The following is a 20,577-nucleotide window of genomic DNA, read 5'->3' as shown; positions in this document are numbered from 1 at the left end:
CCGCCCTACCCCCTTCGGGAGCCGGCCGTGTCGGCCTGCTCCCGTTTCGGAAGTCGGCTGATTCGCCCTGTTCCTATCCGGAAGTCGCTCGCGTTGGCCTGTTCCCGTTCGGGAATCGGCCGTGTTGGCCCGTTTCTGTTCGGGAGTCGTCCAGCCTGGGAGTGCGAGGGGGCGCCGGTGTCTGGACTGAGGAGCGCCGGGAGCGCAGCGACCAGAGCGACGAGGGAAGACACCGGGTCAAGAGCCCCCTCGCCGCGCGCCGCAGGCGCGCAATCAAATACTGCTTGGCCAACGTGTCGGGAGTCGGCCGTCGCGGCGGGCCAAGGTATCGGGAGCCGCCCGTGTTGGCCTGCTCCCGTTTCGGAAGTCGGTCGATTCGCCCTGTTCCTATCCGGTCGCCCTGTTCCTATCCGGAAGTCGCTCGCCTTGGCCTGCTCCCGTTCGGGATCCGGCCGTGTTGGCCCGTTTCTGTTCGGGAGTCGTCAGGCCTGGGAGTGCGAGGGGGCGCCGGTGCTTGGACTGAGGAGCGTCGGGAGCGCAGCGACCAGAGCGACGAGGGAAAGCACCGGATCAAGAGCCCCCTCGCCGCGACGCGAAGCGTCGCCATCAGATCCGGGTCAAGAGCCCCCTCGCCGCGACGCGAAGCGTCGCCATCAACACGCCCGTCAGTTCTTCGTCGCCCTGACGAGTCCGCCGTCGTAGGCGAGGACGGTGGCCAGGGCTTTGCTGCCCTGCGGCGGGACGGCGCTGACGTATTGGTGGGTCTCCACGGCACGCAGGGTGTCGCGGTAGGTGGGCGCGTCGCGTTCGGAGGGCTCGTCGAGTTCGGCGGCCGGTTCGGTGGCCCAGAGCATCGACTCGGGGATCGGCTTGGGGGCGACTTCGCTGGAGTAGGTTTGCGCGTCCCATGTGCTGGTGCGGGTCAGCCCGTATTGCACCATGGCGCCGCCGTCTTCTGTGCGCAGGGCGTAGACGGGGAACTCCGTGGCGCTGAAGATCGAATCGTAGCTGAGCCCGCGGCCTTTGGCGTCGGCCCGCTCTTTGATGATCGCGGCGAAGTAGTCGGTCGTGTGGGGCCCTGCGGCGATGTGGCCGGAGGAGAAGCCTCCAGGGCCTTGTTCGGCGGCTGTGGCGTGAAGTGGGGCCATGAGGCGGGGTTTGATGAGGACGCTCTCGTCTTCCACGCCGAGCGCGGTTGCGTAGCCGTCGGCGTCCAGTTCGACCTTGGGGAGGTCGGTGCCGGGGTAGAGCAGGCTGGCGAAGCCGAGCTGCCATCTGGACTGCTCGTTCTGCCGGGCGAACGTCATGATGTTCGTCGTGGTGTCGCCGTCGGCGTCGCGCCGTTCGACGATCGCGGTGAACCAGACGGGGAACCGCTCCATGCGCGGGACGATCACTGTGGCATCGCCCCAGGTGCGGCGCGGGGGGGCCAGGTCGTTGGATCGGTAGGCGGCGGCGGTGAGTTGGCGTTGGCCGTCACGGGTGATCTCGGTGGCGAGGCGCTGGTCGCCCGCCGCGCGGAAGGCCGAATCGAGGGCGAGGTAGGAGCGCAGCGCGCTCTTGGCCTCGTCGGGGGTGACTTTGGGCTCAGGGCGCGCTGAGGCGCTTGTGGCGGGGTTGACGGCCGCGGCGAGTGAGGCGGGCCTGGCCGTGTCGCGTGGTGTGCCGGAGCAGGCCGTCAGGCCGAGGAGAAGGCAGAGTCCCGCTGTGAGGACCGCCGGTCGCCCGTATGATCGCACGTATTGCCTCCCCACGCCCCGATAGCGGCCCATGCTAGCCGCTGTCGCGTACCAGACAGGGGTCGGCGGTCGCGTACCCTTAGCAGACGTGGCAGGCATCGATCCGATTGAAGAGATCAACGAGCTCGCGGGCACCCTGAAGGGCATCCAGGATGTGCTCGACCTCGACGCTATGAGGAAGCAGCTCAACGAGTTGGGGGAGCAGGCTGCCGCACCAGACCTGTGGAACGACCCCGAGCAGGCCCAGAAGGTCACGAGCAGGCTGTCCCACCTGCAAGGTGAGCTCAATCGTGTGGAGGGCCTGGTGAGGCGTCTCGACGACCTCGGCGTGCTCTATGAGCTCGCCCAGGCCGAGGACGACGAGGAGACCCGTGAGGAGGCGCTGAGGGAGCTCGCGGCGCTCAGCCGCGATATCGGCGCTCTTGAGGTGCGCACGCTGCTGTCGGGCGAATACGACTCGCGTGAGGCCCTCGTCACGATCAACTCGCAGGCGGGCGGGGTCGACGCGGCCGACTGGGCGCAGATGCTCCTGCGCATGTATCTCCGCTGGGCCGAGCGCAAGGGCTTCTCCACGGAGGTCTACGAGACCTCCTACGCGGAGGAGGCCGGCATCAAGTCGGCCACCTTCACGGTGAAGGCGCCTTACGCCTACGGCACGCTGCGCGGCGAGCACGGCACCCACCGGCTTGTCCGCATCAGCCCCTTCGACAACCAGGGCCGCCGCCAGACGTCTTTCGCGGGTGTCGACATTGTGCCGGTCGTCGAGCAGACCGATCACATCGACATCAACGAGGACGAGCTCCGCGTCGACGTCTACCGCTCGTCGGGGCCCGGTGGCCAGGGCGTCAACACGACCGACTCGGCGGTCCGCATCACCCACCTGCCGACCGGCATCGTGGTCTCCTGCCAGAATGAGCGCTCGCAGCTTCAGAACAAGGCGACCGCGATGGTCGTGCTGCAGGCCAAGCTTCTTGAGCGCAAGCGCCAGGAAGAGGCCGACAAGATGTCGGAGCTTCGTGGCGAGAGCACCACGTCGTGGGGCACGCAGATCCGCAACTACGTGCTGCATCCCTACCAGATCGTCAAAGATCTCAGGACGTCTGTGGAGGCGGGCAATCCGAGCGCCGTGCTCGATGGCGACCTGGACGAGTTCATCGAGGCGGAGATCCGCTGGACGCGCCGCCGGGAGCAGGGCTTGACGGACGACTGAGAGGCGCGGCGGGGGCGTATCGTGGCGCGCGGCCCGCGCCGTCGGCGGTAGCCGTACGGCATGGGCCCGGCGGGCGCGGCGGCCCGCCGCGGGCGGCGGTCAGTAGCCCGCCACGTATTTCAGTGCGAGGGTGAAGATCAGCAGGATGACCAGTGCGGCGATGATGAGGGCGGGCGGCAGCCCGCCGAAGCCTTCCCGCCGCATTCTTTCGAGGGAGGCGCGGCAGACCGCGCAGCGGCCTTCGATGACCGGGTGAGCGCACGCGGCGCAGATGAGATGTTCATAGCTCATGATGTGCTCCGCTCTCCACCGTAGTCGGTATTGTCCAGTAGGTGATAAGGCTGGAATCGTTTTGTTTCCGTTATGGACGTTCCATGCCAGTGTTCCCCTTAGACTGTCCGTTGGCCAACCGGAGTGTCGATCCACGGTAAAGGACCGACGTCGGAAGGCCGCCGACCGATGGGAAGTGGCTCCGTACCACCCCCGCGACTGTCCGACCCCCTAGACTGGCATGCCGTGATGCGCCCGTGATCCATTTCGATAATGTCACCAAGGTCTACGCGAACCAGAACCGGCCCGCTCTGGACCATGTCAGCGTCGACGTTGACAAGGGCGAGTTCGTGTTCCTCGTCGGTCCCTCGGGATCCGGCAAGTCGACCTTCCTACGTCTGGTCCTCAAAGAGGAGCGGCCCAACTCCGGCGCCATCCATGTGGCCGGCAAGGAGTTGTCGCGGCTCTCCAACTTCAAGGTGCCGCACCTGCGCCGCCGTATCGGCTGTGTGTTCCAGGACTTCAGGTTGCTACCCAACAAGAACGTCTACGAGAACGTCGCGTTCGCGCTGGAAGTGATCGGCAAGCCGAGGCGCTTCATTCGCAAGGTGGTACCCGAGGTCATCGAGCTGGTGGGTCTTGAGGGCAAGGCGCACCGCATGCCCGACGAGCTCTCCGGTGGTGAGCAGCAGCGGGTCGCCATGGCGCGCGCGTTCGTCAACCGACCGATGATCCTTCTGGCCGACGAGCCGACGGGAAACATCGACCCCGCGACGAGCATCGGCATCATGAAGGTGCTCGACCGCATCAACAGGACCGGCACGACGGTTGTGATGGCCACGCACGACGCCGCCATCGTCGACTCCATGCGCAAGCGCGTCGTGGAGCTGGAGGACGGCAAGATCGTCCGTGACCAGTCGCGTGGCGTTTACGGCCAGGCGTACTGACCGTCTAGCGAGAGCAACAGGGGACTCCCAACAGCATGCGGGCAAACTTCATCTTTTCCGAGGTCTGGATCGGCCTCCGCCGTAACCTCACGATGACCATCGCGGTGATCGTGACCGTCGCCATCGCCATGGCGCTTCTCGGTGTCGGTCTGATGATCAACGCTCAGGTCACCAGGATGAAGCACTACTGGGCCAGCAGGGTGGAGATCTCTGTCTTCCTGTGCAAGAAGGACGATGCCTTCCCCGTCTGCAAGACCAGCGGGGGCATGGACGACACGCAGAAGAAAGAGATCGAGAACACCATCAAGGCCATGCCCCAGGTGCAGTCGGTCGCTTTCGAAACCTCGGCGCAGGCCTTCGAGATCTTCAAGGCGACCTACGCCGACAACCCCCTCTTCGTGTCGGCGGTCCGCGCCGAGGACATGCCCGAGTCCTTCAGGGTCAAGCTGAAGAACCCCGAGGAGTACAGCGGAGCCGTAGGCACGCTCAAGACGCTCAAGGGCGTCTCCAACGTGATCAACCACCAGGAGATCCTGGATCGTTTCTTCGGGCTGCTCGAACGGCTGCGCTGGGCCGCGCTGGTCGTCGCAGGCATCCTGGTCGTCTCCGCCATCCTGCTGATCGGCAACACGGTACGGCTATCGGCCTACAACCGGCGCCGTGAGACCGGGATCATGCGGCTGGTCGGCGCCTCCAACCTCTACATTCAGCTCCCCTTCGTCATGGAGGGCGTGATCGCGGGATTGCTCGGCGGTGTCGTCGCGGCCGTTCTGCTGATCGTGTCCAAGGTGTTCCTGTTCGAGAGCGTCCAGATCTACCTGGCCGCCAACAGCCAACTCGAATGGAACGACGTGGCCTGGGTGATCACTCTGACCATGATCGTCGGAGTGGTGATCTGTGTGCTCGCGTCGTTCGTGACGCTCCGGCGATACCTGAAGGTGTGACGAGCCCCGGTAGGCTCAACGGCATGCCACGTGAGACCGGGCGCAAGGTCATCGCCCAGAACAAGCGTGCTCGCCACGACTTCCATATCGAGGACACCTATGAGGCGGGCATCGTGCTGCAGGGCACGGAGGTGAAGTCCCTCCGTGCCGGTCGTGCCTCCCTCACAGACGGCTATGCCACGATCAAAGACGGAGAAGCCTGGTTGATCAACGTCCACATTCCCGAATACACCATGGGGACCTGGACCAACCACGCCGCCCGCCGCACCCGCAAACTCCTGCTCCACCGCAAGGAGATCGACAAGCTGCTCGCCAAGACCAAGAAGAGCGGGCTGACGATCGTGCCCCTGGCCCTCTACTTCAAGGACGGCAAGGCCAAGATCGAAATCGGCCTCGGCCGAGGCAAGAAGGACTGGGACAAGCGCCACGCCCTCGCCGAGAAGCAGGCCAAGCGTGAGATGGCGCGCATGCTGCGCCATCGGCACCGGTGAGGCACGTGCGCCGCCGTACCCAGAGGGCTCTCGCCTCGTCCCTCGCCCTCGTGGCGTGCGGGGCGACCCTCACCGCCTGTTTCGAGGAGCCCTCCCCGCACGAGGCCGTCAGGGGCTTCCTGGTCGGCTGGCAGACCGGTGACTACGAGTCCGCGGCCAGGCGCACCGACGGTGACCCCGCCAAGGTCGCCCGGGCCATCGAAGACGTCGGAGTCCACCTCGACGCGGCCTCGTTCCGCTTCCGGATCATGGGCCTACGGCACACCGGGGGCGCCTCGGAGGCCGACTTCAAGGCCGAGGTCGACCTCGGGGAGAACAACCCCCTCTGGGAATACGACGGCAAGCTTCCGCTGCACCTGGTGGACGGCCACTGGAAGGTCCGCTGGTCGCCGAGCGTGCTGCATCCCCAGCTCAAGGAGGGGCAGCGCCTCGCGGTCAGCCCGACCACCGAGGGCCGAAAGCCGATCAACGACCGCAACGAGCGTGCCCTGCAGACCGACGAGGTGCTCCACGTCGCGACCGTGACCCCGTCCAAGCTCGACGATCCGGCCAAGCTCGTCCAGCAGCTCTCCGAGGTGACGGGATTCCCGCAGGACCGGCTGCTGCGCCAGGTCCTGTCGTCGCCCCCCAACGACCCGGTGTCGCTCGTCACCTTCGGCCGGGGGAGATACTCGCAAATCGAATCCAAGCTGCGGGCGCTGGCTCCCCAGGGGCTCAGGATCGAGCGGGTGACCCAGCCGGTCGCCCCCGCCTCTCCGGTGCAGATCGTCGGGAGGGTCAGCGCCGTGACCGCCGAGACGGTGCAGCAGCTCGGCGGGCCGCAGCGCGCCGGGGACTCCGTCGGACAGGGCGGCCTCCAGCAGTACTACCAGGACATGCTCACCGGCTCCACCGGCACCCGTGTGATCACTGTCGATCTCAAGACCAATGAGCAGGTGGCCGAGCTCCACAAGGCGCAGGGGCGGGTCAATTCCTCGGTGTCCACCACCCTTGACACCGGCGTGCAGGCCGCGGCCGACGCCGCCGTCTCCGTCGGCGCCCAGCCCGCGGCCCTGGTCGCCGTGCACGCCCCCACGAGCGAGATCCTCGCGGTCGGCACCAAGGGCATGAACCAGGCGAAGGACGCCCTCGCCGGCAAGTTCCCCGCGGGCACGGCCTTCTCCATGGTCGCCGTCGACTCCCTGGTCAAAGCGGGGATCGACGCCAAGCAGAAGCTCCCGTGCCCGACCGAGCGCAGCGTCGGCGGGGCCCAGTTCCAGCAGGTCGGCGCGGCCGGCGGCGCGCCCACCCTCCAGAGCAACTTCGCGAACGCCTGCGTGACCGCCCTGGCGTCCCTGGCCCGCCGTGTCGACGCCAAGGCCCTCAGCGACAGCGCGGCGGCGTTCGGCATCGGGGCCACGTGGCAGCTCCCCTTGAAGTCGTTTCCGGGCGCCATGCCCAAGGTCAACAGCGACGCCGCCAAGGCCAAGGTCATCGCCGGGCAGAACGTCGAGGTCAGCCCGCTTTCCATGGCGCTTGTCGCCGGGGCCGCGGCGTCCGGCACCTGGAAGCCGCCGGTCCTCGTGACCAAGCCCACCGCGCCGCCACCGGGCGCCGCGGCCACCCCGGCCCCCGTTCCCGCCTCCGAACCCATCCAGCTCGACGCGAAGTCCCTGGAGACCATCAAGTCCTTCATGCGGGCGGGAGTCACCCGCGGCACGGCGCAGGCCGCCGAGGTGCAGGGCGGGCAGCGCGTCCACGGCATCGCCGCCCCGGCCCTCGGCACCCGGGGGAACAACCGCACGAAGTTCGCCTGGTTCATCGGGTGGCGGGGCGACCTGGCCGTCGCCGTGCTCCTTCAGGGCGGCGAACCCGGTGATGCCGCCGCGGTCGCGGGCCGCTTCTTCCAGAACGCCAAAGCGCCCTCCTGACGGGGTTTCCGGCACCTGGGCCGACGGGGCTTCCGGGGCCAGGGTCGACGGGGCTTCCGGCGCCTGGGAAAATTCCTCGCCGCTCAAGCAACCATTCGGGGCCTCGCGAGCGTCTTCCCAGGTGACTGAGCACCGCTTGGGGGGTTGCGGACTCAGTCGCCGTGATGGGACAGGGCTTCATCTCGGGGGAAGCCCTGCCGTCCGGACCGGCTCGACCCTGCCGGTCGGCCCCCGGGGACGCGCGCCTCAGTGCCGTGTCCCCGGGGGTTTCGGCATGCTCATGAAGCACATCTGCCCCTTTTGCCTCTTTTCGGGGTAGGTGCGAGGGCCACCGGGAATCGAGTTGACGTCTGGGGCGTTGCAAACGGTATCTTGGAGGTGCGGTCCCGAGCGGGCCGCGTTGCCTGGCCGGCGGCGCTCCAGCGCCGCACGGTTTTGACAACTCCACAGGGGGTGACCGGTTTCGACTTCGACTTTGCAAGTGAGGAGAAGCGGGCCGAGGACTGCGGACATAACCTCGTTAATCCTGTGACCGCAAACAACAAGTGCCAACTCTAAGCGCACTGAGGTCAGCCAGGCTAACCTGGCCCTCGCCGCCTAAGCAGCGAGGTAGCACCTTGTCAGCCCGGGAGCGCCTCCGGCCCGGACCTGGCATCGCTAGGAGGCTCAACCGACCGACCCGGCCACGGGGGCGGAAGGGAAAACTGACAGTGGCTGAGCCCGTCGGCGACTCGCCTGTGTGATCGCCGGGGCTGAGAAAAGCACAGCAGGCTGCGCCCGGAGAAGCCCTGACTTGGGGTTGAAGGACGCGGGTTCAATTCCCGCCACCTCCACCACCTCGCCGATGCCCCGACCCGCGACCCCGCGGGTCGGGGCATCGGCTTTTTTCGTGGTGCGCCCGCACGGCACGCCCTGGCAATGTCGAACCGATCACCGCTATGACGTGGCTAGGACGGGCCCTCGCTCGATCGCGCCGTCTTCCATGAACACCTCTGACTCGACTCGCTCATATCACGTGAACATGCACGGTCAGACGGGACCGGCTGCGAAAGGGTATGGGGCGTGGCCGTTGGCAGGGTGGGAACTTAGGATGAGATGATCGGATTCCAGGGTGAGAGCTCGGATATCTACGGGTTAGCCGCACATGAACGGAGTGTGGTTGTGGCGGATCATGTCCAGGTTCAGACTACGGTGGACAGCGCGGAAAGCGGGGCGAATCTGGCGCGGAGTATCACCGAGGCGCGGCTCGCGGCATGCGTCCAGATCTCCAGCCCTATCCGGTCGATTTATTGGTGGCAGGGCGAGATCGAAGAGGCCGAGGAGTTCCAGCTTTTCATCAAGACGACCGTCGACCGCCTCGCCGGACTGGAGCGCCATATCAAGGCGAACCATCCCTATGATACGCCCGAGATTATCGTGGTTCCGATCGTCGGTGGAAGCGCTGAATATCTGGGCTGGATCACCGAGGAGACGAGATGAACTGGCGCTTCGTTATGGCGAGGTCTTCCAGGAAGGCCCGTACGGCCGGTTGACGCGGCCAGCGCCGCAGGCCGTTCGCGATGCGTTCGAATCGCGGGAGCCACATGGCGAATTCCGTTTCGCGCACGACGGCGAGTCCGTCCTTGGCGATTTTGGCGGCCTCGCCGACCGAGCCGCGGGACAGATGGGCGCCGGCGATGCCCTCCAAGATGATCGCCGCCTTTTTGCGATCGGGCTGCGTTAATCGCGCGAGTACGGCGGAGGCCGTCTCCTGGGCCTCGTCGAGTTTCCCGAGGCGGGAGAACGTGGTGATCCTGTAGGAATCAAATCTGTTCTGGTCGAGGAAGCGGGTCCAGACGCGGTCCTCCTCGGGGTCGGCGATGCTGAACGCCTCATCGGCGCGGCCCCAGGAGTTGAGCGCGGAGACCGTGTCGCCCAGGGCGGCGCTTTCCTCGGCGTGCCGGGCGGCGAGCCATGACACGGTTCCGGGCGAGGTGGTGGTGGACACCAGTTCCAGGGCGCGGGCGAGCAGCGCGCGGGCGCGGCCGTGAGCCCCCTTGGTGCTGGGGATGTAGCTGCGGTAGCCCATGGCGCAGGCGGCGATTCCGAGGTCGCCGGCCTCTCTGGCGGCCTTCTCCGCGGTTGCGTAGAGATTCCTCGCGGTAGTGGCGTCGCCGATGTCGCTGGCCGCCCAGCCGGTGAGCACGCTGCTTTCCCCGGCGACCACGATCAGGCGCGTCCGCAGTTCGTTGTCCGGGTCGTAGGCCGTGCCGTTGAGAAGAGTGCCGACCTCTCCGAGATGTGCGGTAAGCCCTTTGATCAGAGAGCGCGCCGGCATGACCTCCTCCAGCAGGTGAAAGCCTGTGGACCGTGCCTCCATTTCCCGGACTATTGTCTCGTCCATTGCGTTCGGCTTGGCGATGGCATACGTGAGCCGATCGAGCACCTCGCTCTGCGCGATGGCCGTTGTCGTTCCGATCTGCGCCACCATCGCCAGCATGTCGCGTCGCTTCACGCTGTTGCCCCTCCTTCCGATCTCTTTGGCGAGTAACTGAAGGTCGAACGTGTCGGCGACGGGGATGAGGCCGTCCGTTCTTTTCGCCGCACCGGGACCGCCGTCCGGAGCCAGGCCCAGAGCGCGGCGCAGATGCAGGGGGAGGCCGAGGCCGTCGGCGACTCGTTCAAATGTAGATTTCGCGGAGGGCGATCGCTTTCCTTTTATGTATTCGCTGATGCGGCCCTGGTAGGTCCCGATCAGATTGGCGAGCTGCCCCTGGCTGATCCCATGGTGATTGCAGATGCGCAGGATGGCGCCGAGATCCTGCCGTCGACATGCCTCTTCCATGTCTTGGCGTGCGAAAACGCGGTCGAGGATCTGTTGGACGTTCCGTTGGTCGACCGCCATGGTGTGCGTTCCGTTCCCGTGCCGTAAGCCTGCGAGTCGGTGTCGCTTCTTCAGAGTCAATCACAATGTGAGATGCCATGGCGAGATTCTTCGGATTCTTCCGTCTTGGCAGCGTCCTTCATCGCGTGCTTTTCAGGACGCAGCGTGTGAATGGGCCGGGCATATCGGGTCAGATCCGTATTTTTGCGTATGGGAGAGCAGTGATGCGTAGCGCGGTTGCACGCCAAGCCCAGGGGGCGGTGACTCGGAAGAATGCCGTGGGGCACAGCCTGAGTCTGAATTGTATGGAATTGCCCGCTCATCCGATCGCCGCCTCGCATGCGCGCCGCCTCGCGGTACACACTCTGGCGAGATGGGACATGCAGTGGTCGACGGACATGGCGGAACTGATCATGTCCGAGCTCGTGGCCAACGCCGTCAAGGCGACCGGCGAGCTACGCGACCTCGCCCGAGCCGGCGACGCATCCGGACTGCGGGAGTTCATCAGAGTCGGCCTGTACAGGTTCAGAGGCCGGATCGTGATCGAAGTGTGGGACCGCGGCCGGACACCCCCCAGAACCAAATCCGGGGCGCTCGACGATGAAAACGGCCGGGGATTGCAAATCGTCGATGATTTGGCCGATCAATGGGGCTACCGGTGGCTTGCCACCGGCGGCAAGGTGGTGTGGGCGACTATAACGCCACATGCCTAAGAGGTGAATCATCCAAAAGTCCGTGCCCTACCAGGTGCTGCGAGAACAGGAGGGGTAACTCCTTTGAGAGTCCCGCTCAATAACCGGTGCCGTTCGCCTGAACGGCACCGGTCGAGAGGCTGGAAGCCTACAGGGCCCCCCGAATGAGGTCGCGGGCGGCCGCCCTTGCGCGGCGGGCTTCACGTGCCTAAGGTGATCCTCGCGCAAGAGGTGGGCCCATAGCCTCGTGCGCACCTCGCAGTGTTTTTCCCGTAGTGCTTTTCATCCGTGGGTGGAGGGATGGGGCTCGATCATGAGCCTCATCAAACGCTCGGCCTGTGAAGGGTGCCCGCACCCGCTCGACTCGACCGGCCATGTCCCGTTCTCCGTTCCGCATGGTCGGCCGTGTTTTCGCATGGACCTCTCCCTCTGATCTTTGCCTGAAAACCCCAAGATCAAAGGACTGGTAGTGCTGAGATCCGTTTTCCATGCCTTATGCGGGACCGTTCTTCTCCTCGCCGCGTCGCTGACCTTTACGGCCCCCTCGGCCGCTGCGGCGTCGCTGGTGGAGGTGACGGACTTCGGTCCGAACCCGAGCAATCTCCAAATGCACGTGTATGCGCCTGACAGCGTCGCCGACAGCCCGGCCGTCGTGGTCGCCCTGCACTACTGCACCGGCTCCGGACCCGTTCTCCACCAGGACACCGAGTTCAGGGCCCTCGCGGACCGTTATGGATTCATCGTGGTCTACCCTTCGGCCACCAGGGCCGGCCACTGCTTCGACGCCTCCTCGCCTGAGGCTCTGCGGAGGGGCGGGGGCAGTGATCCCGTGGGAATCAGGTCGATGGTGGCCTTCGCCCAGCGCGAATACGACGGCGACCCGAAGCGCGTCTTCGCGGTCGGGGTGTCGTCCGGCGCGATGATGACCAACGTGCTGCTGGCCAATTATCCCGATGTCTTCGCCGCGGGGGCCGCGTTCATGGGAGTGCCGTACGGCTGTTTCGCCAGCCCGTGGGGTTGGAACGTGGAATGCGCCGGCGGCCGGATCGTCAAGACGCCCGAGCAGTGGGGCGACCTTGTCAGGGCTTCTTATCCCGGATATCGCGGGCGGCTCCCGCGCATACAGCTCTGGCATGGCACGGAGGACGGTGCATTGGCCTACGCCAACCTCGGGGAGCAGGTGAAGCAGTGGACCAATGTCCACGGCGTCGGCCAGAATCCGGTGTCGACCGACAATCCGCAGCCGACCTGGACGCGGACCCGTTACGGCAATGCGGGCGCACGGGCGAAAGTCGAGGCCGTGAGCGTCGCAGGTGTCGGCCATGGGCTGCCCACTCCGGGAATGGCGCAGCACGCCGTTGAATTCTTCGGCCTGACGACTCCCTGCCAGGTCGCCTATCAGACCAACAGTTGGAACTCCGGCTTCACCGCCCGTATTCGGGTCACCAATACCGGTGATTCACCCGTGGAAGGCTGGCGTCTGGCCTTCACGCTGCCCCCGGGCCAGAGCATCACTTCCGGGTGGGGTGCCGCCTATAACGGCGCAAGCGGCCAGATCAGCGCTGAGAACCTGCGCTACAACGCCACGATCGCTCCCGGCCATTCTGCATATCTCGGCCTGGTCGCCACCCACACCGGCGACAGCGGAGAACCCAACGCTTTCACAGTGAACGGCACCGCCTGCGAAATCCAGCCTCGCTAGGGGCATTCCCTGGAAACCGAACAAGTCCACGGGCATCATGCGCCCGGCGCATGATGCTCACCGGAGGCGCTCACACAAGGCCGTACGGCCGGCGCACCGCGGAGGCTTGGGGCATCGGGGCGGTGGTCGCGGCGGCTATACGCGTCCTGCGCGGGAAGGCCAGGCCGCTTCCTCGGCCAGCAGGATGGCCGATAGCGGCCTGTCGCCGGTCAGGTGGGCCGGGACGGGCAGGTTCACCAGCCGCAGGTGGCGGTCGACCAGCACCCGGGCGACGAGCATGCCGAGGCCGAGGAAGACGGCCACCGCTCCGGACAGGCCCGCCAGCATGGTGATGGCGAACTCGCCCGCGGGGTCGCCGACGCCCGGCGGGAGGCTTTCGAGCCAGGCCGATGTGGCCCACGCCTGCGTCACGATGAGGGTGCCGAACAGCAGGGTGACGCCGCCCATGGTGTAGCCGGGCACCTGCAGGTGGCTGCGCTGCTCGGGTACGCCCAGGGCAATGCCGACGAACAGCAAGAGGGGCAGGGTGATGAACTGGCCGAGCAGCATGCCCATCAGCGCAGCCAGGCGGAAGTGGTCGAACCCGTCGCCCTTGACGATCCCGAGGGGGATCCCGGCGACGCTGAGCATGAGGCCGATGGCGATCAGGCGCGCGGTGGTCACGGTACGCATAATCCTGGATAAACCAGGGCTCCGGTCAATGAATACTGAAATTCTGATATGGCACTGCTATCGGGATTTGTCGGTCTAAGCTTACTGGCCAGGCAATTCACCGAGTTTGATGTTGACGCTCTCCTGGCTGCCGTCGGGGTGGCGAATGTCGACCTTGGCCTCTCTACCGACGCTGAGGGTGGCGAGAAGCTCAGACAGGTCCGCCATTGTGGTGATCTTGGTGCCGTTCACGCCGACGATGATGTCGCCCGGCAGGATTCCGGCGCGCTCTGCTCCGCTGTTCGGGGACACCCTGACCACGCCCACTCCCGCGGCGGTGCCGTCCTGGGAGACCACGGTCTGGCCGCTGATGCCCAGGGCCGCGCGGCGGGTGTTGGTGACCTTGCCCTCTTTGATGATCTGGTTGGCGATGTCGACCGCGGTATTGCTCGGGATCGCGAACCCGATGCCGGGAGCCGTGCCCCGGCCGAGGGTGGGGTCGGCGGCGGCCAGCGTGGGGATGCCGATGACCTCGGCGTTCATGGTGACGAGGGCTCCGCCGCTGTTGCCGGGGTTGATGGCCGCCGAGGTCTGGATGGCGTTGGCGATGGTCGCCCCCGTGGACCCTCGGCCGACGGGTTCGGTCACCGTACGGCCCAGCGCGGAGATGATGCCGTTGGTCACGCTGCCGGAGAGCCCCAGGGGGTTGCCCATCGCCAGCACGATCTGCCCCACCCTGGCGTTTCGGGAGTCGCCGAACCTCACCGGGGCCAGTCCGGTGGCGTCCTTCACCTTGATGATGGCGAGGTCGCCCAGGGGATGGGTGGCGACGAGCGTCGCGGCGCGGGGCGTCCCCCCGCTTGGCAGGGTGACCTGGAAGGTGCGCGCGTCCCCGAGCACGTGGGCGTTTGTGATGATGTGGCCGGACGTGTCGTAGACGATGCCCGAGCCGAGGCCGTTCTCGGCGTTGATCTGGACGATGGAGGGCAGGACCTTCCTGATCACGTTCTCGTAGGTCGTCTCCAGGGCCCGCACGGTGCCCGACTCTCCAGCCGCCGTGGGGGCGGTCGCCGCTGTGCCGACGTGGCTCGCGGTCGTGCCGCCGGTCGGTGCGGCCGTCGGCGGCGCGGTGATCCCGCAGCCGCCGAGCGCAAGTGCAAGGGCGAGGGCGCCCAGGGCGAGGGGCGCTCGTCGCTTAGCCGGTGTGGTCCCCATGGGCCGGTACCTTCCCTGAACCGGAACAATGATACGGGGAGTGGGTAAAAGCATACTTTGAGTAGTGCGGTGGGTCTGGCGTGGGTCTGGGGCCTTTCAAAATCGGGTGTGGGACCGGTGCGCTAGTGCGCTGGGTAACGTACTCTGCGGCCATGGAGGAAGACCGCGGCATCCCCTCCAAGGGGGACCGGAAGACGGAAGGCGACAGGCCGACCTCCCCGTTTCCCGCCGTCCGCGACGCCGCCCCGCCCGCTCCGGCTCCGGGCCCGCCGCGAGGGCAGGCCGCCGACGATCCCGGTGAGGTCATCGTTTCCAGCAGCTCTCAGGCCGACGATCACGCCCGGCGCCCCGCCCCCGGGGGCGAGGCACGCGACCCCGGCCTCGACCCGGTGCTCGACCGGGACGACGTGTGGGACCCCGAGCGCGACTTCGAGTCCCCGCTGGACGCGGAGGTCACCCTGATCGACGGGTTCGCCCCGGCGGGAACCGGCGGGCCCCGGCCTGACGAGCCGCGATCCGGCGGGGGGTCCGGCGAGGGGTCCGGCGAGGGGTTCGGCGAGGGGGCCGACTGGAGGCGGGCCGATGAGGTGCCGCCCGAGCATGAGTCCACGCTCGTCGGGGCGCTCCCGCCGTACGTCGGCACCGGCCCCCACGGGGTCCCCTCTCCTCCGCCCGCGGGCGGGGGCGGTTCGGGCGAGCTGACGTCCTGGCCCGCGCGCGAGGTGATCCGGGCCGCCCCGGACGAGGGCGCTCCCGGTTCGGCGCCGCAGCAGGCGTGGCGGGTGCCGTCGCCTCCGAGAAGTCGCGCCAAGGCGCTGCTGCTGAGCCTCGGCGACGTGCCCGTTCGGGTCGTGTACGGCATAGGCGCGACCATCGTCACCGCCATCACCGTGGTGTTGATCTTCGCCCTGTTCTCGGGCGACGAACCGCACAAGCCCGTGCAGAACGTCGACCCTCCCGCCACCACCCCCGCCCCAACGCCGAGCCGCGCCGCCCAGCCCGCCCTGCCCCCCGTGCCGTCCCTTCGCGAGTCGGTGGCGGGCTGGGCGGAACGGCACATCTCAGCCGGGGCCGTACGGGAGACCCCGGGGCGCGACGCCGAGCCCGGCCGCTGACTCACCGTTTCGGTACGGCGACGCCGACGGTGGCGGCGGTCACGCACACGGAGGACCCCGGCGTCTCGATGATGAGCCGCAGCCGTGCGCCGCCGCCGCCGGTCACGCCGAACGTCGTGGCCTTGAGCCCGTGGGGGATGGCCGTGCTGATCCGGCCCCGCCCGAAGGCGATGCTCACCAGGATCTCGCTCTGACTGATGTGTTCGAGCTTGACGATGTGGGTGCTCTCCCCGGCCGCGGTCATGCCGCGGACGGGGATGTCGACCGCGTTGCCTGCCTGCGGCCAGCACAGCCCAGAGGGCGGGGTGCGCCTCGTCCCCCGGACGGACAGCGGCGTGAGCCTGCCGGTGTCGTCGAGGACCAGCGGGTGCTCCGAGGGGGGCTGGGTGCGCATGGTTCGGCGGTGGATGGGTTTGGCGAGGGGGGCGAGCACGTGGGAGGTGTGGGCGTAGGCGCCGAACAGGGGACCGGCCACGTGGGACGGAACGGGCCGGTCGAAGATGTCGGCGTCGTGGGAGGCCGCGGCGAGCTGGGCGCGGGCCGTCTCCACGTAGCCTCGCGCGGGGCGGCCGTCCACCGCGGCCACGAGGCGCGTGCCCGACCACAGCGACGACGCCGTGAACGCGGTCAGCGCCACGGCCGTGACCGGTACGGCGGCGCGGGCCGTGAGCCGGCGTAAAGGCGTGACCCGCCGCTCCGTCCCCTCGACCGGGAGGAAGGCCAGGGACAGGCACAGCATCAGGACGAAGGCGGCGTCGGCCGTGTAGCGGGTCTCGGCCCCGGCAAGGCCCACGGAGCCGGGGCTCAGCCGTCCGAGCGCGATGGGCAGCACGTCGGCGCAGACCAGGTAGCACACGAGCAGCGCCCATGCCCGCCACGCGCCGCGCGACAGCAGCAGGCTCGCCGCGACGACCGCGACCGTCGCGGCGAGCGCGACCCGCAGGTGGGGGGCCGCCGGGGCCGCCAGAGCGTAGCCGCCGGTGCCGACCGGCGACCAGTCCCAGGTCGCGCCGACGGCGGTCGCGGGGAAGGTCTCGGTGATGAGCCGCCGCGCGAACTCCGCCACGTCGCCGAGCGCCGTCACCGAGATCCGGGTGCCCGAGCCGCCGAGCCGCGATAGGTAGACGACCGCGTAGGCGGCGAGCGGCACCGCGTACATCGTCCAGGCGCGGCGGTGCCGCCACACGGTGTCCTTGAGCGCGGCGGCGCCGCCGGTGCCGCCGCGCCCGGCGAACCAGCCGAGGGTCAGGCCGAACAGGATGAGGGGGATCGCGCCCGCCTTGAGGAAGCAGAGCAGCCCGAAGGTGATCCAGCCGGTGGCGGCCCACAGGTGGCCGCGGCACCCGGTGCGCAGATACAGCACGTGGGCGCTGACCGCCATGGGCGCCGCGATCTGCAGCGGGACGAGGTTCAGCGCCGCGGCCCACCACCCCAGCGCGGGCAGCGTCAGCGGCGTGAAGAGATAGACCGCGAGCGGCGCCAGGATCGCGGGCCGGGACCCGAACAGCACCCGCAGCATCCTGAACGCCGCCAGCGCGGCCAGGGCGTGCCCGGCCAGGGTGATCGCGCTCGTCAGCTCCCAGTTGTAGGGCGCGACCCGGGCGAGCAGCCATGCCAGGGCGAATCCCCCCGGCATCAGCTGGCCCCAGTGGACGCGGGTTAGGTAGTCGAGGTCCAGGGCGTTCTCGAACCCGCGGACCGTGTATTCGAAGTCGTCCTCGCGGAAGTAGCCGTTCGAGAGCACGACCCATTTCCAGCAGACGGCGGCGGCGATCAGCACACAGGCAGCGGCGAGCAGGGGGCCGGCCGCCGACCGGGCACGCGGCGCCAAGGCCCCGGTCGTGGCCGTCGGAACGGCGTCGCCGCAGGGCCCGCCGGCCCTGCTTTCGTCTTCCGCCCCGTCGGCGTGCGGTGTGTCCCGCTCGGGGCGGTCACCGTGGCCGGGAGAAGCTCGGAGTGTCACCCCACACCGCCCTCTGCTCGGTCAACGCGGCATGATATTGCACCTGGTGGCCAAGGGAAAGCCTCCGATTCGCCGCGGGGAGGACAGGCGTTGCGGGCACTGCCGAACGGGTGGCGTGGAGCCTGGCCGGCGTTCTGGCCTTACGCGGTCGGCGCGCTCCTCGGCGTTCTCGCCCTGGCGCCCGCGCTGGCTCCGGGGTTCACCCTCGCGTACGACATGGTCTTCGTGCCCGAGCCCGTTCTCCTGCCCTCGACCTTCGGGATGACCGGCACGCTGCCCCGCGCCGTGCCGAGCGACGCCGTGGTGGCGCTTCTCGGCGCGGTGCTGCCGGGCGCGCTGGTGCAGAAGCTGATCCTGCTCGCCGTCTTCGTGCTGGCGTGCGCGGGCCCGGCGAGGCTGCTCGACGGGAGACCGGTCGCGGTACGGCTGGCCGCGGGCGTCTTCTACGCCTGGAACCCGTTCGTCGCCGAGCGGCTGCTGCTCGGCCAGTGGGCGCTGCTGCTGGGCTACGCGGGGCTGCCGTGGGCGGTGCGGGCGGCGCTCGCGGCGGGGGAGAGGTTCGGGTGGGGGTGGGCGGTCGCGTTCGTCCCAGCCGCAGTCGGCGGCTTCATGGCGATGATCATCACGGCGTTGACCGTGCTGCCCGTCGCGGCGCTCGGGCCGGGGCGGCGGCTGCGGGGGCTGTGCCGTACCGGTGTGGTGTGGGTGGTGTTCAGTCTGCCGTGGCTGGTTCCCAGCCTGCTGCGGCAGGGAGAGGTGCCGAGCGACCCGGTGGGGGTGGAGGCGTTCGCGGCGCGGGCCGACACGCCGCTCGGCGGGCTGGGAAGCCTGTTCACACTGTCGGGGGTGTGGAACGCGGAGGTGGTGCCGCCGGGCCTCGACCTGCTGGTGCCGTCGGTGCTGCGGCTGGTGTTCGCGGTGGCGGCCGTGGTCGCGTTCGCCGCCGCCCGGGACATGCCGGCCAAGGCCGGGCTCGCGGTCGCCGCGGCCGTCGGCCTGGCGGTCGCCGCCGTCGGGCTCGGCGAGACCGGGCGGGCCGCGCTCGCGGGGCTGATCGACGTGTGGCCGGGGTTCGCGGTGCTGCGGGACGCGCAGCAGTACGTGGCGCCGCTGGCCCTGCTGACGGCCCTCGGCGCGGGCGCGCTCGCGGCCCTGCTGGGGAGGCCGGGCGCGGTGTCGGCGGTCGCGCCGCTGCTGCTGCTCCCCGGGCTGGCCTTCGGGGCGTGGGGGCGGCTCGCGGCGGTGGACTACCCGGGGGACTTCGAGCGGATCCGGGCGCTGGTGGCCGCCGACCGCACACCCGGCGATGTGCTGCTGCTGCCGTGGGAGTCCTATCGGGCCTACGACTGGAACGGCAGGCGTTCGTCGCTCGACCCGCTGCCCCGTTTCCTGCCCCGCCACGTGGTGTGGAACGACGCCGTGCGCGTGGGCGACCTGGTCATCGGCATGGAGGATCCGCGGGCCAAGGCGCTCGACCCGCTGATCCGGTCGTCCCGGTCGCTGGCCGAGCCGCTGCGGGAGGCGGGGTTCAGGTTCGTGGTGCTCGACGGGGACCGCCGTGAGTGGAACGGGTTCCAGTCGAGGCTGGCGGGCGCCGTACAGGTGCACAGCGGCCCGCATGCGGCGCTTTATGCGTTGAATGTGCCAGATGGGCAGGTCAGCGGATCGCCGTAGGGATCATGTAGAGGTTTGTGGTTGATTTATTGCATTAACGTATATTTGCTGCTTTGGGTGAGGACCACGTTCTAGGATCACGTTCTACCGTCAGGGACGTCGAACGCGGGCCAGGACTAAGGAGTCGAGGAATGCGCCTGCTCATTGCGATCGTGATCGGGGTGCTCCTTGCCGTCGGAGCCAGCGTGAGCGTCGTCACGCTCGCCGCTCCGTCGCCGACGCCGGTCGACAAGCCGCTGTACAACTACGGCACCCGCTGACCGCGCACGCTTGTGTCCCCCCGCCCGGACAGCGGCGCCCGCGCCGAAACCGTGTTGGAGGTCGTCGTCCCCGCCTACAACGAGGAGGGACGGCTGCCCCGCGGACTCGCCCTGCTCTGCGACAAACTCGCCGGGATGCAGATCCCGGCGTCCGTGGTCGTGGTGGACAACGCCAGCACCGACGGCACCTCCCGCATCGTCCGCGAGTGGCCGCGCGGGCCGGTCGAGGTCAGACTCGTGTCCTGCGAACGGCGGGGCAAGGGCGCGGCGGTCCGCGCCGGCCTGATGACCACCACCGCGCCCTTCGTCGGGTTCTGCGACGTGGACATGGCCACCGACCTGTCCGCTCTCGACGCCGTGCTCCCCATGCTCGCCGCCGGATGCCCCGCCGTGATCGGCTCCAGGGCCGACCGCAGGTCCGTTGTCGAAGTGCGCCACAGCCGTTTCCGCCGCGTCGGGGCGCGCGTGTTCCGCGCGATGGCCCGCGTCCTGGTGGGGCCGATCGGCGACACGCAGTGCGGGTTCAAGTTCTTCGCCGGCCCCCGCGTGCGCGAGGCCGCGGCGGACCTGCGGGAGACGGGCTTCGCCTTCGACGTCGAACTGCTGGCGCGCATGCGGGCGAAGGACCTGCCGGTCGTGGAGATCCCGGTGCGCTGGCGGGACGTGGCCGGGTCGACCTTCTCGGTGTCACGCCACAGTCTCGGCGTCTTCTCCCAGCTCTTCATGATCTTCGCCCGCGTCGGCCTGGCGGGCCGCGGCGGGCGCTCCCTGTGGAGGGTACGGCCCGCGCACCCGGCCACCGCGCACCCGGCCACCGCGCGCCCCGCGACCGGGCACCCCGCCACAGCGCACTCGGCCGCCCTCCAGGCGTCCCCGCAGGATGGCTCCGCCCCCGTTTCGTCGTCGGCCGCCTGAGCTTCTACTGTTGACC

Annotated in this window: 18 protein-coding genes and 1 other RNA gene; 13 read left to right on the top strand and 6 right to left on the bottom strand. The window is 68.6% G+C overall.

Annotated features, from left to right (window positions below; translation table 11 throughout):
- Window positions 1–665: 665 nt before the first annotated feature.
- Window positions 666–1,739: a DUF8094 domain-containing protein gene (locus tag BLQ73_RS08135; RefSeq protein WP_093169758.1), complete on the bottom strand. Its 1,074-nt coding sequence runs from the start codon at window positions 1,737–1,739 to the stop codon at window positions 666–668.
- Window positions 1,740–1,827: 88 nt separating this feature from the next.
- On the opposite strand from BLQ73_RS08135, the gene prfB reads away from it, so the two are divergent.
- The gene (gene prfB, locus BLQ73_RS08130) at window positions 1,828–2,949 is read left to right on the top strand and encodes a peptide chain release factor 2 (protein ID WP_093169757.1); all 1,122 of its coding nucleotides are present in this window, start codon (window positions 1,828–1,830) and stop codon (window positions 2,947–2,949) included.
- Between the two features lie 99 nt (window positions 2,950–3,048).
- Here the strand turns inward: prfB and BLQ73_RS08125 are convergent, their stop codons facing one another.
- Entirely contained in the window at window positions 3,049–3,240 is a 192-nt protein-coding gene (locus BLQ73_RS08125) for a hypothetical protein (protein ID WP_093169756.1), read from the bottom strand.
- Between the two features lie 236 nt (window positions 3,241–3,476).
- Between BLQ73_RS08125 and ftsE the strand changes: the two genes are divergently transcribed.
- The 6 genes from ftsE to cutA all read left to right on the top strand — a co-directional run bounded on the left by ftsE (window position 3,477) and on the right by cutA (window position 8,990).
- On the top strand, window positions 3,477–4,166 hold the full coding sequence (gene ftsE / locus BLQ73_RS08120) for a cell division ATP-binding protein FtsE (RefSeq protein WP_093169755.1): 690 nt from the start codon (window positions 3,477–3,479) through the stop codon (window positions 4,164–4,166).
- Window positions 4,167–4,201: 35 nt separating this feature from the next.
- Window positions 4,202–5,110, top strand: coding sequence for a permease-like cell division protein FtsX (ftsX, locus tag BLQ73_RS08115; RefSeq protein ID WP_093169754.1), 909 nt, complete (start codon window positions 4,202–4,204; stop codon window positions 5,108–5,110).
- Between the two features lie 23 nt (window positions 5,111–5,133).
- Complete coding sequence (gene smpB, locus BLQ73_RS08110; RefSeq protein ID WP_093169903.1) at window positions 5,134–5,601, top strand: SsrA-binding protein SmpB; 468 nt, start codon at window positions 5,134–5,136, stop codon at window positions 5,599–5,601.
- 5 nt (window positions 5,602–5,606) lie between these two features.
- Window positions 5,607–7,511 carry a penicillin-binding transpeptidase domain-containing protein gene (locus tag BLQ73_RS08105; RefSeq protein ID WP_093169902.1) on the top strand — a complete coding sequence of 635 codons (1,905 nt, stop codon included), beginning with the start codon at window positions 5,607–5,609 and terminating at the stop codon, window positions 7,509–7,511.
- A 449-nt stretch (window positions 7,512–7,960) separates the two neighbouring features.
- Window positions 7,961–8,347: a transfer-messenger RNA gene (gene ssrA, locus BLQ73_RS08100) on the top strand.
- Window positions 8,348–8,672: 325 nt separating this feature from the next.
- A complete protein-coding gene (gene cutA, locus BLQ73_RS08095; RefSeq protein ID WP_245690891.1) occupies window positions 8,673–8,990 on the top strand; it encodes a divalent-cation tolerance protein CutA in 318 nt (105 codons plus the stop codon).
- Here the strand turns inward: cutA and BLQ73_RS08090 are convergent.
- The gene (locus BLQ73_RS08090) at window positions 8,971–10,395 is read right to left on the bottom strand and encodes a helix-turn-helix domain-containing protein (protein WP_093169752.1); all 1,425 of its coding nucleotides are present in this window, start codon (window positions 10,393–10,395) and stop codon (window positions 8,971–8,973) included. The genes cutA and BLQ73_RS08090 overlap by 20 nt on opposite strands.
- 284 nt (window positions 10,396–10,679) lie before the next feature.
- Here BLQ73_RS08090 and BLQ73_RS08085 point away from each other — a divergent pair, with 284 nt between their 5' ends.
- Together BLQ73_RS08085 and BLQ73_RS08080 are read left to right on the top strand one after the other, a co-directional pair.
- Window positions 10,680–11,087: an ATP-binding protein gene (locus BLQ73_RS08085; RefSeq protein WP_093169751.1), complete on the top strand. Its 408-nt coding sequence runs from the start codon at window positions 10,680–10,682 to the stop codon at window positions 11,085–11,087.
- Window positions 11,088–11,535: 448 nt separating this feature from the next.
- On the top strand, window positions 11,536–12,768 hold the full coding sequence (locus BLQ73_RS08080; protein ID WP_245690890.1) for an extracellular catalytic domain type 1 short-chain-length polyhydroxyalkanoate depolymerase: 1,233 nt from the start codon (window positions 11,536–11,538) through the stop codon (window positions 12,766–12,768).
- Between the two features lie 135 nt (window positions 12,769–12,903).
- Here BLQ73_RS08080 and BLQ73_RS08075 read toward each other — a convergent pair whose 3' ends face one another.
- Both BLQ73_RS08075 and BLQ73_RS08070 read right to left on the bottom strand, forming a co-directional pair.
- Window positions 12,904–13,431: a hypothetical protein gene (locus BLQ73_RS08075; RefSeq protein ID WP_093169750.1), complete on the bottom strand. Its 528-nt coding sequence runs from the start codon at window positions 13,429–13,431 to the stop codon at window positions 12,904–12,906.
- Window positions 13,432–13,521: 90 nt separating this feature from the next.
- On the bottom strand, window positions 13,522–14,634 hold the full coding sequence (locus BLQ73_RS08070) for a S1C family serine protease (RefSeq protein WP_093169749.1): 1,113 nt from the start codon (window positions 14,632–14,634) through the stop codon (window positions 13,522–13,524).
- 152 nt (window positions 14,635–14,786) lie between these two features.
- On the opposite strand from BLQ73_RS08070, the gene BLQ73_RS08065 reads away from it, so the two are divergent.
- The gene (locus BLQ73_RS08065) at window positions 14,787–15,749 is read left to right on the top strand and encodes a hypothetical protein (protein WP_093169748.1); all 963 of its coding nucleotides are present in this window, start codon (window positions 14,787–14,789) and stop codon (window positions 15,747–15,749) included.
- A gap of 1 nt (window position 15,750) precedes the next feature.
- Here the strand turns inward: BLQ73_RS08065 and BLQ73_RS08060 are convergent, their stop codons facing one another.
- Window positions 15,751–17,712 (bottom strand): hypothetical protein, encoded by a 1,962-nt coding sequence (locus BLQ73_RS08060; RefSeq protein WP_093169747.1) that lies wholly within the window; start codon window positions 17,710–17,712, stop codon window positions 15,751–15,753.
- A 90-nt stretch (window positions 17,713–17,802) separates the two neighbouring features.
- Between BLQ73_RS08060 and BLQ73_RS08055 the strand changes: the two genes are divergently transcribed.
- The 3 genes from BLQ73_RS08055 (at window position 17,803) to BLQ73_RS08050 (ending at window position 20,561) form a co-directional block, all read left to right on the top strand.
- Entirely contained in the window at window positions 17,803–19,386 is a 1,584-nt protein-coding gene (locus BLQ73_RS08055) for an MmpA family trehalose lipid delivery protein (RefSeq protein ID WP_176955327.1), read from the top strand.
- A gap of 131 nt (window positions 19,387–19,517) precedes the next feature.
- Window positions 19,518–19,646 (top strand): hypothetical protein, encoded by a 129-nt coding sequence (locus BLQ73_RS34505; protein ID WP_275936271.1) that lies wholly within the window; start codon window positions 19,518–19,520, stop codon window positions 19,644–19,646.
- Between the two features lie 12 nt (window positions 19,647–19,658).
- The gene (locus BLQ73_RS08050; RefSeq protein ID WP_245690889.1) at window positions 19,659–20,561 is read left to right on the top strand and encodes a glycosyltransferase; all 903 of its coding nucleotides are present in this window, start codon (window positions 19,659–19,661) and stop codon (window positions 20,559–20,561) included.
- Window positions 20,562–20,577 lie beyond the last annotated feature (16 nt).

Origin of the sequence: Sinosporangium album, assembly GCF_900100605.1 — a bacterium.
Classification (GTDB): domain Bacteria; phylum Actinomycetota; class Actinomycetes; order Streptosporangiales; family Streptosporangiaceae; genus Sinosporangium; species Sinosporangium album.
This window is presented reverse-complemented; position numbering and strand designations above follow the sequence as displayed.